The sequence below is a fragment of the Paenibacillus sp. FSL K6-1566 genome (assembly GCF_038050475.1).
In the GTDB taxonomy this organism is placed as follows: domain Bacteria; phylum Bacillota; class Bacilli; order Paenibacillales; family Paenibacillaceae; genus Paenibacillus_AQ; species Paenibacillus_AQ lactis.
Map to the genome: position 1 here is coordinate 3,960,089 of NZ_JBBOSR010000001.1, position 14,299 is coordinate 3,974,387.

At 54.0% G+C, this 14,299-nt stretch carries 11 protein-coding genes; all 11 read right to left on the bottom strand.

The features are described from left to right. Nucleotides 1-227: 227 nt before the first annotated feature. Nucleotides 228-1,244 carry an ABC transporter substrate-binding protein gene (locus NST08_RS17375; RefSeq protein WP_213616612.1) on the bottom strand — a complete coding sequence of 339 codons (1,017 nt, stop codon included), beginning with the start codon at nucleotides 1,242-1,244 and terminating at the stop codon, nucleotides 228-230. A 146-nt stretch (nucleotides 1,245-1,390) separates the two neighbouring features. Further along, nucleotides 1,391-2,359 carry an ABC transporter permease gene (locus NST08_RS17380; RefSeq protein ID WP_007128436.1) on the bottom strand — a complete coding sequence of 323 codons (969 nt, stop codon included), beginning with the start codon at nucleotides 2,357-2,359 and terminating at the stop codon, nucleotides 1,391-1,393. A 43-nt stretch (nucleotides 2,360-2,402) separates the two neighbouring features. Next, a complete protein-coding gene (locus NST08_RS17385) occupies nucleotides 2,403-3,902 on the bottom strand; it encodes a sugar ABC transporter ATP-binding protein (RefSeq protein ID WP_213616614.1) in 1,500 nt (499 codons plus the stop codon). Nucleotides 3,903-4,046: 144 nt separating this feature from the next. Beyond that, a complete protein-coding gene (locus tag NST08_RS17390) occupies nucleotides 4,047-5,030 on the bottom strand; it encodes a substrate-binding domain-containing protein (protein WP_213616616.1) in 984 nt (327 codons plus the stop codon). Further along, nucleotides 5,027-6,823 (bottom strand): cache domain-containing sensor histidine kinase, encoded by a 1,797-nt coding sequence (locus NST08_RS17395; protein WP_007128439.1) that lies wholly within the window; start codon nucleotides 6,821-6,823, stop codon nucleotides 5,027-5,029. The genes NST08_RS17390 and NST08_RS17395 overlap by 4 nt, the downstream gene beginning before the upstream one ends. After that, nucleotides 6,820-8,439: a response regulator transcription factor gene (locus tag NST08_RS17400; protein ID WP_213616618.1), complete on the bottom strand. Its 1,620-nt coding sequence runs from the start codon at nucleotides 8,437-8,439 to the stop codon at nucleotides 6,820-6,822. The genes NST08_RS17395 and NST08_RS17400 overlap by 4 nt, the downstream gene beginning before the upstream one ends. Nucleotides 8,440-8,557: 118 nt before the next feature. Continuing rightward, a complete protein-coding gene (locus tag NST08_RS17405) occupies nucleotides 8,558-9,100 on the bottom strand; it encodes an NADPH-dependent FMN reductase (protein WP_007128441.1) in 543 nt (180 codons plus the stop codon). Between the two features lie 103 nt (nucleotides 9,101-9,203). Further along, on the bottom strand, nucleotides 9,204-10,916 hold the full coding sequence (locus NST08_RS17410; RefSeq protein ID WP_007128442.1) for a hypothetical protein: 1,713 nt from the start codon (nucleotides 10,914-10,916) through the stop codon (nucleotides 9,204-9,206). Next, nucleotides 10,913-11,473, bottom strand: a complete 561-nt coding sequence (locus NST08_RS17415; RefSeq protein WP_007128443.1) for an NADPH-dependent FMN reductase — start codon at nucleotides 11,471-11,473, stop codon at nucleotides 10,913-10,915. Before NST08_RS17415 ends, NST08_RS17410 begins: the two co-directional genes overlap by 4 nt. 186 nt (nucleotides 11,474-11,659) lie before the next feature. Continuing rightward, complete coding sequence (locus tag NST08_RS17420) at nucleotides 11,660-12,328, bottom strand: response regulator (protein ID WP_007128444.1); 669 nt, start codon at nucleotides 12,326-12,328, stop codon at nucleotides 11,660-11,662. Beyond that, nucleotides 12,325-14,022, bottom strand: coding sequence for a GAF domain-containing sensor histidine kinase (locus NST08_RS17425; RefSeq protein ID WP_341342065.1), 1,698 nt, complete (start codon nucleotides 14,020-14,022; stop codon nucleotides 12,325-12,327). Before NST08_RS17425 ends, NST08_RS17420 begins: the two co-directional genes overlap by 4 nt. Between the last annotated feature and the right edge of the window lie 277 nt (nucleotides 14,023-14,299).

Consider the following 14,299-nt stretch of genomic DNA (forward strand, 5'->3'; position numbering starts at 1 on the left):
CTAGGGTCGCTGGTAAAAAACAATTAAGCCTATTTATTCACTACAACCTGCTCCAGGGCTATGGTTTAATATAGATGTCCGGCCGGACGGAATTCACCGGAAAGGAGGCTGAACGAATTGATTCAGAATACGGAGGTGGCATTCGCGTAAAGCGGATGCTGCACGAACAAGGGGAGCCTCTAGGGCTCCCCTTTTGTATGATTGACACCCTGGTTTGCTTACGGTGCCTATTCGTAAATTACCGCCTTGATCTCCTCGCTGTCGATGTTGTTCTTGTCGTACCAGTAGAAGCCTGTGTCAATCTGCGGCTCCAGCTTCTCGCCTTTGATGGCAGCCACGGCGGCTTTCACGGTTTCATAGCCGATGCCAACCGGATTTTGCGTAATGGCTCCAGCCATCGTACCATTCTTGATCGCATCGATCTGGGCTTTGCCCGAATCAAAGCCGATCACGACAATCTGGCCATCCTTCTTCATTTCGGTCACGGCGTTAATGACGCCGACGGCCGAGCCTTCATTCGCACCGAATATGCCTTTCAGATCCGGATGCGCCTGCATCATCGCCTTGGCCAGGTCCGTCGATTTCAGATGGTCCCCGCCGCCGTACTGGATATCGACGATCTGGATATTCGGATACTTCTCCTCAATCTGCTTCTTGAAGCCGTCGCGGCGGCTGACGCCCGTGACACTCGTCTGATCATGAACAACCATGGCGATTTTGCCTTCGCCACCGATCAGCTCCGCCATTTTATCGGCTGCCAGTGCCGATGCTGCCATATTATCGGTCGACGCCGTTGTCACCGGAATATCGCTTTCCACCCCGGAGTCAAATGCGATGACCGGAATGTTGTTCTCCTGGGCTTTCTTCAGCAGTGGGATCGAAGCCTGGCTGTCCAGCGCGGCGAATCCGATCGCGCTTGGCTTTTTGTCCAGCGCAGCCTGCAGCATCTCAATCTGCTTATCCACTTGGGATTCCGTCTCCGGCCCTTCGAAGGTAATGCGCACGCCAAGCTCTTGGCCGGCTTGCTCAGCCCCTGACTTTACGGCTTGCCAGAACTGGTGCTGGAACCCTTTGGAAATGATCGGAATGTAGATTTCTCCTTCTGCGGCTGAACCTCCGCTGCCCGAGCCCCCTTCGCTTGGACTGTCACCGCCGGATGCTCCATTGCCTGCATTGCCGCAGGCGGACAGCAGACTCGCTGCGAGCATGAGCACGAGCGCAAATACCGATAGCTTTTTTCCCATCTTCAATCTCCCCTTGTTCTTTGAATGAAAATGTCCATCTATAGAACTTCCTGAAGGAAGGTCTACAAACATGTGATTCGCTGCAATCCGCCCGTCGGATGAGGGCGCTGATCCCTCCGCATGAGTTTCCTCCCGAACGAAGCTTCCTACGCTTTCCTTCTGCGGAGCATATCCGCATACACGGCCAAAATAATGACGAATCCGACGACGACCGTCTGCCACTCCTGCGGTACGGACAAGATGCGCAATCCGTTCGTCAGCACGCTCATGATCAGCGCGCCGATAACCGTACCCATGATCGTGCCCTTTCCTCCGCTGAGCGAGGTGCCTCCAAGCACGACGGCCGCGATCGCCTCCAGCTCATATCCGGCGCCTAGGGCCGGGTTCGCCGAATTCAGCCGGGAAGCCATCATAACGCCGGCAAGTCCAGTGAACGCACCCGTCAGGGTGTATATGACAATTTTCCAGTAACCGACGTTGACCCCCGACAACCGCGTTGCTTCCTCGTTGCTGCCGAGCGCGACATTGTACCGGCCGATAATGGTTTTTGACAAAATCAGAAAGCCGAGAATCGCGGCAATGAAGAATATAAGCACCGCATTCGGAATATCGAAGCCCGGAATCAGCGAGCCCAGCACGCTTCCCTGGGAAATGTTCGCAAAGCTTTCCGCTTCGGTAAAATAAATTGGCTTCGCGCCCGAGATGATCAATGCCAGCCCTTTCGCGATCATCATCATGGCCAAGGTGGCGATGAACGGCGGTATCTTCATCTTAGCAACCGCCGTTCCCGACAGCAGCCCGCACAGCGCGCCCGTCAGGATGCCGCCGAGAATGCCGACCGGGACGGGCAGCCCCCAGAACGTAATGAATACGCCGGTCATGACCGCACTTAAGGTCATGACCGTGCCAACAGACAGGTCGATGCCTCCCGTTATGATCACGAAGGTCGAGCCAAGGGCCAGAACGCCGATGACCGCCGTGGACAACAGAATGCCGATCAGATTGGAGAATTGAAAAAAGTTGCCTGACGAAATCGAAAAAGTGACGAGAAGCACAACCAAGCTTGCAAGAGCGAGCACCTGCTGCAGTGCGCCTGATTTCAGCTGTAGATTCATGGCTTGTATCTTTCCTTTCGTATGGTTAGATTCCGTAAATCGCTCACATCGCTGCCGTGGCCAATTGCATGATGTTCTCCTGCGTTGCTTCCTCATGCCCAAGCTCGCCGGTTATTCTGCCTTCGCACATCACGATGATCCGGTGGCTCATCCGAAGAATCTCCGGCAGCTCCGACGAGATCATGATGATCGATTTGCCTTGAGCAGCCAGCTCGTTCAGCAATTTGTAGATCTCGCTCTTCGCGCCTACGTCAATGCCGCGCGTCGGCTCGTCGAAGATGAGAATATCGCAGTCACGGGTCAGCCACTTTCCGATGACGACCTTCTGTTGATTCCCGCCGGAGAGAAACTTGACTTCCTGGTCAACATGCGGCGTTTTCACCCTTAGCCGATCTACGATCCGCTCCGCTTCTTGCCGGATTCGGCCGGTGTCCATCCATCCCGCCGGCTTCAGAAAGCGCCGGTAGGAAGCGATCGCAACGTTGCTCTTCACGTCCAGATCAACGATACAGCCGAAGCGCTTCCGGTCCTCGGATAAATAACCGATGCCGTGGCGCACCGCATCATGCGGTCCCTTCATTCGCACAGGCTGTCCGTGAACGCGGATCTCCCCCGCATCCGGCCGGTCTGCCCCGAAGATCACCCGGGCCAATTCAGTGCGCCCAGCGCCGACCAGCCCGGCAACGCCCAGAATTTCTCCTTTTTTCAAGGTGAAGCTGACGTCGCTCAGGACCCTTCCGCGGCTCACTCCCTGGACCTCAAGCACGGTCTCCCGATCACGGGAGACGCCCTCGGGCTTGGACGTATCGTAAATCTGGCGCCCGACCATCATGGAGATGATGTCCTGCGTGGAGACTTCCGCGGTCGGGACGGTGGCGATGTATTGACCGTCGCGCATCACGGTGATGCGATCCGTAATCCGTTTGATTTCATCCATCCGGTGCGAGATGTAAACGATTCCAACTCCTTCGGCGCGAAGCTGCCGGATGATGCGGAACAAATCCTCGATCTCCGCTTCGCTCAATGCTGCTGTCGGCTCATCCATCACCAGCACATCGGCGTTGTAAGACAACGCCTTCGCGATTTCGACCATCTGCTGCCTCGCAACCGTTAAATCCGCCACCAGCGCGGAAGGGTCCATAACGAGTCCCATGCGCTCGAACAGCGCCTCCACTTGGCGGTTGAGCGCCTTTTCGTCGAGGAACAGCCCGAGCTTCCGCCGCGGCTCCCGTCCGATGTAAATATTTTGAGCGACGGTCAGATCGGGTGCGAGGTTCAATTCTTGGTGAATCATGCTGATCCCCGCATCCTGAGCCGTTTTCGGGTGGTTGATTTCGACGGTCCTGCCTTTGTACGTGATGCTGCCCTCATCCTTCTGGTATACGCCCGTCAATATCTTCATCATCGTGGACTTGCCGGCCCCGTTTTCGCCCATAAGCGCATGAACCTCGCCTTTCCTCAGCTCGAAGCGGCATCCGTTCAGCGCCATCACGCCGGGAAATTGCTTGGTGATTCCTTCCATATGCACAAGTATTTCGCTCACAGTCATTCACCTCTCTAGCAGTGGAGCCTTTTACGATCATTCTACCTGTGGAGTGCAGCCCGCCGGAATGGAATATTCTCTTCGCGATGTTGAAAAATCTATGATTTTTCTCTCATTGAAAAACCCACTCGATAAAGGAAAAAGCTACTCCTCCACAAAGGGGAAGAGCAGCTTCTGATTTTCTTCGGTATACATATTGCTTTTGTGAATGACGACCGAGTCGGTATACACCTTGTCTGGAACCTTATCGCCTTCCAGTACGGAAAGGGCGGTTTTTACACCCAAATAGCCGATGTTAAACGGCTTTTGCACGATAATCGATTGAATGACCCCCTCCTCGAGCAGCTTGACCTCCTTGATTGAGCTGTCGAAGCCGACCAGCTTGACTTGTCCCGTGAGACCCAGCTTACGAATGGCTCTTCCGGCGCCAACGGTGGACGGTTCGTTCAAGCCAACGATCCCATCCAGGTCCGGACGCTCCTGCAGCAGCTTCATCGTGATCTCGTAAGCGCGCTCTTCCATGCCTTCGCTGAAATAGGTGCCGACAATCTCCGTCCCGGCTCTCCCTTCAAGGATGCTGCGAACGCCCTGCTCCCTCTCAATTTGAGTCGAGGCGCCTTGTACAAAGCTTACAATCGCAACTTGCGCATTCCCAGGAAGCAGAGCGGCAAGTTCTTTGCCGGCTTTCTGCCCGGCACCGAAATTATCGGTTGCAATCAGGGTTTCCGCGTAGCTTCCCTGCACGGCCGAGTCGATCATGACTAAGGGAATCCCCGCCTGGTGAATTTTCTCTGCCACCGGAACAAGGCGATGATAGTCGCCTGCAGCCATGACGATAGCGTCCGGTTTCTCCGGTATCGCCGCCTCGATCAGCTCGATCTGCCGGTCGACGTCGACCTCCTTCGGCGGACCAATGACGGATACCTCCACATTGAACTCCCGCGAAGCCGTATGAACGCCGTCTATCAAGACGCGCCAAAATTCGATTTCGTCCATCGCTTTAACGGCTACGGTTATTTTAGGGGGGGCCTGACGTCCCCCGCCGATCAGCTGATACACGGCAACTCCGAAGACCAAAGCCGCGACGGCGGCCAGCAGAACATATCGCAAACGAATCGTTGATCTCACGACAGCTTCTCCCCCCTTCCTGCAAGCTCCTCGACTCGGATGGCCGGAATGGTGACAGTAACGGTCGTTCCGGCACCTGGCTCGCTTTCATAGGACAAGCCGTATTCGGGACCAAAATACAGCTGGATCCGCTGATGCACATTCGCGATGCCTACGCTCGTCTTGGATCGCTCCTTCCCCGGAGCGGTCAACAGCTTGGAAAGCTTGTCCGGGGCCATCCCGATCCCGTCATCCGCCACCCGCAGCATAATGCGGTCGCCTTGCAGCTCGCCGCTGATGACGATGCTGCCGGGTCCCTGCTTGTTCTTGATGCCGTGGTAAATCGCGTTCTCCACGAGGGGCTGAAGGAGCACCTTCAGCGTCACGTACGGGTAAAGGCTCGGATCAACACTCTGCGTGAACCGGATTTTATCCTGATACCGCATCTGCTGGATGTTTAAATAACTCGTAATATGCTCGATCTCCGTAGCAATCGGGATCATTTCCCTGCCCTTGCTGAGCGACGCCCGGAACAGTCTGGCTAGCGCCGATGTCATTAGAATCACCTCGTCATGCTTTTTGCTCTCCGCCATCCAAATGATGGAATCCAGCGTGTTATACAGAAAATGCGGGTTAATCTGCGCTTGCAGCGCATTCAGCTCGCTTTTTCGTTTGACCTCCTGCTCGACGACGATCTGGTTCATGAGCTCCTTGATCTTGAGCACCATGACATTAAAGCTGCGGGCCAAGCTGGAAATTTCCTTGGAATGGCCGACCGGAACCCGGATATCGAAATTCCCCTTCTCAACCTCCGCCATCGTTTCCTGCAGGCGTTTGATCGGGCGCGTCAAGTTACGGGAAAGAAGGAATGATAACAGCACCCCGACGCCGAGGCAGAGCATCCCCGCAATGGCAAATGAGCGCTGCATCTGCCTTTTGTTGTCAACAAGCTCATTCTCGTAGAACACGCCGACGATTTTCCACCCGAAATCCGTGTCTTTGATGCTGTAAATCCGACTGCCTCCGTCTTCCTTCACTACAAATCCGCCCCGGGTATCTTGCAGCACTTGCTCCAACCGTTCAGTCTTCAAATTGCTGTAGAGCAGCTGCTGCTGCGGATGGTAGACGATACGGCCTTCCTTGTCGATTACAAATACGTACCCCCGGTTGCCAAGGTCCAGCTTGCTGAGCATGTCGTTGATGACTTTGAAGTTCAAGTCGATCAAAAGAATGCCGATCCCCTTGTCCGGATCCGATCCGCTCAGCTCCCGGCTAAGCGAGACGACCCATCGGTACTCGTCCTTAACGACAGGCTGCACATGCGAGGAGGAGATGACCGCCTGTCCTTTATGCTCTTGCGCCTGCCGGTACCAGTCCTGTTCCTGCAGCGAGATGTTCGGATTCAGCTCCGTATCCATGCGGTCCGAGATGAAGGTCCCGTTGTATCCGAAGATATGGATGGAGGCGATATCCTTACGGGAGACGAGGATGGAGTGGAAGTAGCCGGAGATCTTCCTCTTCAGCTTGGCCAGCTCTTCCGGCTCAAGCCCGCCGCCGGAAACGAGATATTCACGTACATTCGGATTGTTCATGGCCGCCAAAGACATGTCCTTCATGCCGGTGATATAGGTCTCAATATTCGCATTCACTTGGTTAATCAGCTCGGAGGTGTAATTTTCCGCTGTCTCCCGGACCGCCGATTCCGACAACGGGTAGGAGATAAAAATCAGCAGCAGCGCCGTGAACAGAACGAGCATGACGAAGGAGCCGGCGATGCGGGACTGAATGCTTTTGATGCGGGTGGACGGTCTCATCGCCGCTCTCCCCCAGCCGTGATCCGGTTTCGATATTCCGTCGGCGTATCGCCCGTATGCTTCTTGAACAGGACGCTAAAATACTGCGGATCCTGGTACCCCGTGCTCGCAGCAATCTCGTACGTCTTCATTCCCGAATGCTTGAGCAGCTCCTTCGCCTTATCCATCCGGATATCGGTCACGTATTCCACGAAGGTCCGGCCGGTATGCGCCTTAAAGAGCGCGCTGAAATAGCTGGTACTCATGAAGATGCGGCTGCTGACCGTCTTTACGGACAGATCCGGATCGCTATAGTGGGAATGTATGTAATCCACAGCCTCCATCATTTGACTGCGGGTTAGATCCTTACGGGTCTGCGCCACGCCTTGCAGCGCCTCCCCGCATACGCCTTTCAGCCACACCTCGATCTGCTCCAGCGATCGGAAGGAATACAAGTCGGACAGCAGCCTCTTCTCCATCCCGAACAGATCATGATCGTTGCTTCCTATCTCCATCAAGGTCTGCAGCACGGCCAGCATCACGCGCAGAATCCGCACATGGCATAATTCAATCGGCATTGAAGCGCTTCCAATTTCCTGGATCAGCCGCTGGATGCAATGGTCGACCTCGGAAGCGGTCCCCGCACGGATCGCCGACACAAGCGCCGCCTCAGCTTCGAAGCCGTCTTGAAGAGGCTTCCCCCCGCGCACCTCCAGGTCCGTAATGTTCACGACCTGATCAGGCCCCATCAGCAGCCGGTACTCCAGGGCGGCTTCGGAAGCGCGGCAGGAATGCCGGATCTCGGCTACATCGCTGCATACGGTCCCAATACCGACCGTTACCGTGAACTTCATATATTCCTTCACGGAATTGCGAAGTTCTTCGGCCAGCTTATATGCCTGTGCATGCAGCTCTTCCGCATTTGATCCTGACAGCACTGCCATGACCTTATGTTCTTTGAAACGAAAAACCGCCGATTCTTGCGCGCTCCCTGCAATCTCTTGAACAATGTTGTAAAGGGCAAAGGCATACAGCTCCACATCAGCCGTCTCCCCATACAGCGACGGCTCGTCCATCTCAGCTGTCATGGCGATATATAACGGCCCGTTTAGCGGAATATTGAAGTACGCCAGCTTGGCCGCGATATCCGCTCTTCGCATCGGCGATGAAGCCAGGCGTTCCAGAAAGCGCTCCGAGAGCAGCGCCATGCTGTTCTTCAGCTCCTGCTTCATCCTTAGAAGATGCTCGTTGCGGCCGCTCTCCTCGTCCATTTCCAGTTTGATTTTGTCCAGCAGCTCGCGCAGTTCTGCGGATGTAATCGGTTTCAAAATAAAGTCTGTTACCTGCAGCTTCACCGCCTGCTGCGCGTAATCGAAATCATCAAAGCCGGTCAAAATAATAATCCGCGTCTTCGGATACTTCTCCACGATTTGACGGGACAGCTCCAGCCCGTCCATGTATGGCATGCAGATGTCCGTCAGCACCACGTCCGGCCGTTCTTGGGCCATTACCTCCAGCGCTTCGCGTCCGTTCTCGCAGGCTCCGATGCATTCATATCCATGTTTGGCCCATTGAATCCGCTCTCTAATGCCTTCCCTTACGATCGGTTCATCATCCACGATCAGGATTTTGTACACGCAGCATCTCCCCCATCCGAAGCAATTCACATTTTTGTTGATTTTGTCGCGTTATGAGGTGAATATACAGGAAAAGCCCTTCGGCAGGCAACTGCCAAAGGGCTCCATGATCTGTTATCTACTTGCGGGTATTCATCCATGTGATGAAATTGTTGACCACGAGATCGAGGAAACGGATCGTCGGTTCATGAATCAGCTTACCGGATTCATCCATCTTCTCATGGACGGCGCCGATATAAACCTCATTGTTCGGCAGCAGCGGAGATGTGATGCCCACGGAAAAAAGGATATCCCGCAGATGCTCTTGTGCGCGAACCGTTCCCAGCTGACCCATCGATGCGCCCATGATCCATGACGGCTTTCCGTTCATAACCTTATCGACGCGCGATAACCAATCCAGCGCGTTCTTGAGCACGCCCGGTATGGAATAATTATACTCCGGCGTGATCCATAATACCGCGTCCGCGGCAGCAATCTGCTCTTTAAACTCCTTGACGGCCTTAGGCGGGTCCAGCTCAATGTCTTCATCGTAAAAAGGAAGCGGGCGAATATCCGCAATTTCAAATGTGATCTGATCCGCATACCGCTTTTTCAAATATTCCGCCAGCTTCCGGTTGTACGACTCTTTTCTAATGCTTCCTACAACGATTGCAACTTTCATGATTCCCTCCAGTTCCGTGCTTTTTTAGCACATAAATGTTCCATTGACGATACCCTGCTTGATATGATTACCATATCTTCCGACGTTTAAAATAACTTTTATCCTACTTCATTAACGACAGCAGCCTACACACACCGCGTTCCATATCTGATCTTCTCTCCGGCGGCACATATTGGAGCAGGGACAATGCAGCATAAGGCACTTTGATGGCATGTGGATCTTCATATTGTCTGTTCCAATAGCTTGCTTCCGTAATCGAGGCTTCCTCGGCGATGTTTACCCCCTGGTTCGATAGCGCTTCAGGCCTTAGGCGGTTAAGCTTCATTTGCAGCCGATGATTGCCTTGACCGAGCTTTGCCAGCTCGGCGTATCCGAGCCGTTCCAGTTCAATCAGCGCATGGGCATGGGTAACGCCATGCTCCAGTTCACCGGCAAAAAAGTAAAACTCGCCTTCAACATGTTGATCCGGCAGGACGAGTTCCAGCTCGGAAAGGGCACGAACTGCCAGATCCGATGCATCCCGGTAAGGCGGGATGTCCGAGAGCAAATTTTCCGATCGATTCAGCTGCGTATAATCATCGATTCCGTAATAGCGTGCAAGTTTATGTTCTCCGCCTGCATCTTCCATCAGCTTTAGGATGCCTCGAACGATGGACGGAGTCAGCAAGTCCGGACGGTCCCGCAGCGCCTTTAGCGCGAGTACGCCTAAGGTTACCCCATGTCCGGAGGTGCTCAGATTTGTCAGGTTAGGCAGCAAGCCTTCAATCAATCGTTCCATCAGCTCTGGCTGCGCAGTTTCGGGAGGATAGGGCTTAAACCAATCTTCATGCCGACTGCGCAAGTGGCGGCAATTGGCAGCCAGCCCCTGCAATACCTCCTGCGGAAGGTCATGCTCTTTTTGCATATAATAAGCTGCCAAATAAGCTCCGCCGACATGCCCTTCAAACCATCCGACCTCGCCGCCCCGGCTCAAAGCCGTCAGACCTTCCTCAAGAAATTCGTCGCCAATGACCGAATTCACCTCCTCCCCTTCGGCTGCGTGCGGCAAATTCAGCCTGACCGCAATATCCTTGGGGAAGCTAGTGACCTTCAATCGGATGCTGTACCCGTACATTCTGAAATGAAGACCTGCTTCGGTATCCGATATAATCATCCGGCGATCCAAGGATGACCGAACCCGATCCAGAAAGCGTTCGTCTGTCACGCCATATGTTATTTCCAGTGAAGGCGCCAGCGCATACATCGCGATTGGGATCCATTTGCGCATGGTTGATACAACAACGGCGTGGGCCGTTCCGCCAATAACAAAAGCAAATTGATCAGACTCCTTGGCAATCGTTAACCCGAGCGTCTGTTTCATCCATAATCTTGCAGCTACCGGGTCTTCCACGGGCAGCCCTACCTCCCGCAAATACAGGACACCGTAAGTGCCATACGGAACGAGCACATCTTCCTTCAAATACGGATGGGCAAGAAATTCGAGCAAATTCCCGTCTCCATCCCTGAAGTACACGTTCACACTGGAATCGATTGAAGCAACAATTTTTCCGTCCGGCCCTTTTAATAAGGGCATCTGCTCCCCAAGCTTCTGAACAATGAATTCAAACTGGGAATAAGCCACCTCAAACGCCATGTGGACAGGGGTTATCGGTTCACCAGCTTCCTCAAATTTCAGCGTAAAATCAGGCGTTGGCTGAAACTCGATCTCGTTCTCGCTTTCCCTTGCGACAGGGAAATGAAGCAGATCATGGTAGAATTGCTTCACCCCCTGGATCGAAACCGTCTTTAATTTCAAACAGGCGAAATGGGTAATCATAAGGCTTCGACCTCCTCTTTGCTGCTGATCTTCTTGACCAGCTCCATGAAGATAGCGAGGGCTTCCTTGGCTCGATAATCCAGGACGATCGTTCCTTCTGCCGCTTCCGATTCGTAAAGATTGCGCTGAGACCCCCCGATGGAAATCCACTCCGGACTGTTAATTCCGTGCAGATTGCGTACCGTAGCCTGCATCTGCTGCAACGAACTCACACCGACCGCGCCGCCCGCCGAGCTTACGGATAGAACCGGCTTACCCGAGAAATGCATCTGCCCCATATGATCCAAGGCGTTCTTCAGCACTCCGCTCATCCCTCCGTGATACTCCGGTGTAGTCAAAATAATGCCGTCGGCCTCCATTAACAGACGCTGCAGCTCACGAACGCCCTCATGACGGTTAAATATCTCGTCTGGGGAATAGAAGGGAAGCGGAGTTTCATACAAGTTAAACAGCTCCGTTTCCACGGACCCCAGGTTCATTTGTGCTTGAAGGGCTTTCGCCAAAATGGTGCTTGTTGCTTCCTTGCGGTTGCTGCCCGCGATGATCACGATCTTCATTTGTACTGCCTCCCCTGCTCGTATTTGAAAGCTTGTTATGTACATTGTAGAGGAGGCAAGCGATCGAAATCGTCAGCATATGGAGTGATTTTACAAGCAAAAGCTCTCATGCCTTCGGCTGAGAGCTTCTACAACTTTAGTCTTAGAAAAGTTGGCGTTCATCAGATCCAATTCATTCCCGACACCTTATACAATTCCATGCTTTAGCGCGTAAATGGCTGCCTGCGTCCGGTCGGCAACCCCCAGCTTATCGAGCAGATGACTGACATGGGTTTTGACCGTTTTCTCCGTAATGTGAAGGGCGTCACTGATTTCCCTATTATTCATGCCTGATGCTATCAGCTGCAGGACCTCTTGCTCGCGCCGGGTGAGCTTATCCAGCTCCTGTGCAGCCTTTCCCGAATGAGCGGGTCCGCTGGCTTCTTCAGCTCCTGCCGGCGAAGTCACATGCGTCATAAGCAGACCTGCAGCATCAGGATGCAGCTCGACCTGCCCTTGGAACACCCGTCTGATCGCGGCTACCAGCTCCTCCGGCTCAATATCCTTCAAGAGATATCCGCGGGCTCCCGCCCGAATGGCGGGCAGAACGTGGTCATAATCGACAAACGAGGTCAGCACAATGACTTTAATGTCAGGCTGTTCTTTTTTTAATCGTGCCGTCGTATCGATGCCATTGAGAACAGGCATATTCAAGTCCATTAACACGATATCGGGATTTACTTGTTTGGCCGTCTCCAGCGTCTCCTCGCCATTCGCGGCTTCACCGACCATTTCGATATCCGGCTGCGTTGCCAGAAAAACCTGAAGCCCCCGGCGAACCATGGCATGATCGTCAGCGATCATCAATCGAATCATCGGTCCCCCTCCTTCTCTGTTAATCTCTCCCTCAAGGGCAGCATAACCTCAATGATGGTTCCCTCCCTGTGTACACTGTATAACCGGAATCGTCCTCCTAGCGTTTCAGCGCGCTCGCGCATGCTGGACAGCCCGATGGAATGCTTTGTCAGCTCGTTCAATCGCTGCTTGGTAATCCCTCGCCCACGGTCCTCAATCCGAAGCTCGACTTCATCCTCCTGGAGGGATAAAGCTATCGTTACTTCCTTGGTATCCGCATGCTTGCTCACATTGTTCAGCGCCTCTTGGCCGATCCTCCACAAAGCTTCTTCCACGATACGAGGAAGCTCCTGTATCCCGCTGATATGCGAACGCACATGAAGCCTCAATCGTTCCCCGTATTGCTTAAGCCCTGTCATAAGCCCTTCCTCGAGTCCGGGCGGACGAAGCTGCATGATCAGCTCCCGCATTTCCTTCAGAGCGCTTTGCGATAACGACTGAATATCATGGATCGTGTCCTGCAGCATACTGTCTGTTTCGTTCGGCTCCCCGGCAAGCATACCGCCTACCCCCTTGGACATCATCACCAGGGAGAAGAGGGTTTGACTTACCGAGTCGTGCAGGTCCCGGGCTAGACGATTTCGCTCATCCATCCTTGCGAGCTCCCGTCGGTTCTCCTCCAGACGGAACCGCTGAAGCGTCATCCCGATATGTTCAGCCAGAGCCTCAATCACCCCGAGGTCCGCCCGGTACGAATCCCGGTAGGGGTTATACGCTACCAGAAGCAGTCCCTTTTCGGAATCACCTGCTGCCGCCAGCGGGACAGCAACCGCTCGGGTAACGGATGAGATCCATCCCTCTTTAGCCAAGTGATCCGCAAGCCGCTGGGCGTCTTCGGCACTTATCGGATCCGTCGTGACTCTCCCCTTCCGGGAGCGGGTTCGTGCGGTATCGGCAAGTGGAAATTTGGCATGGGGCAGCGTGGTTTGCCCTCCGCTGTATAGGGCTCTGAGCGTCACTTCGTTGCCGGCGGGTTCCAGCAATGCGGCCACAGGCCAATCAAAATAACGGCCGATTAAGCTCATGACCTGCTTCGTTAATTCGGCCCGATCCACCGCTTGGGAAGCATAAGCACCGAGTGCGCCGCTATACTCTCCGAGCCGGGCGAACAAATCCGCGCGACGCTGCTCGGCTGTGTATAGACGCATGCGTTCGATAGCGCTGCCGATTTGGTAAGCCACCGACTCCAAGAGCGCCAGCTCCTCTTTGGAGAAGTGCAGCTTCCCGGGGGCAGCTACATTCAACACGCCGAACCTGCGGCTGCCGGATCGCAAAGGAACGGTTGCATGGTGGGTAATGCCTTCCGTATCGCCCCACTGGTACCGGACGGCGTTATCCAGACGTTTGCAATTCAAAATGTTTACGGCATTCCTCAAACGGCCGTCGTCATAACGCTCCAGGCACCAACAGCTGCCGCAGCGCATGGGCTTGTCGTCCTCCCTGCGGAGGGCAGGCGGCAAATTCCGGCCGGCAATGAATTCATGCGTTCCCGGATCCTCCACTAAGAACAGCCAACCGGTCGTAAGTCCTGTCAGCTCCAGCAGCTTCCCAATCACCACATCCAGCATGGGGATTAACTCATTCGATTCGTTCAACGTTTCGGCAATGGTCTTCAGCGTGATTAATTCCTGAACATGCGTATCGTGTGTGGACATACGCGAAAGCTCCTTTTATTTTGCATTCTGAAGTAACTATATTATATAATCCAGTCACGCACCACCTGCCCTCGGCTCCCTTGACCAGAATCCAACGTTCACCTTACGAATGTCTGGTAAAAAACAATTATTATTGTTTTATCTATTGCAAATTTCCACCAATCTATGGCTTAATATAGAGGTCGGGCCGACGAAATGAGCGGAAAGGAGGCTGAAGCGCAATGATTCAGATCCACGAGGTGGTATTCGCTTAAAGCGAATACCCGTTCCCATGGGA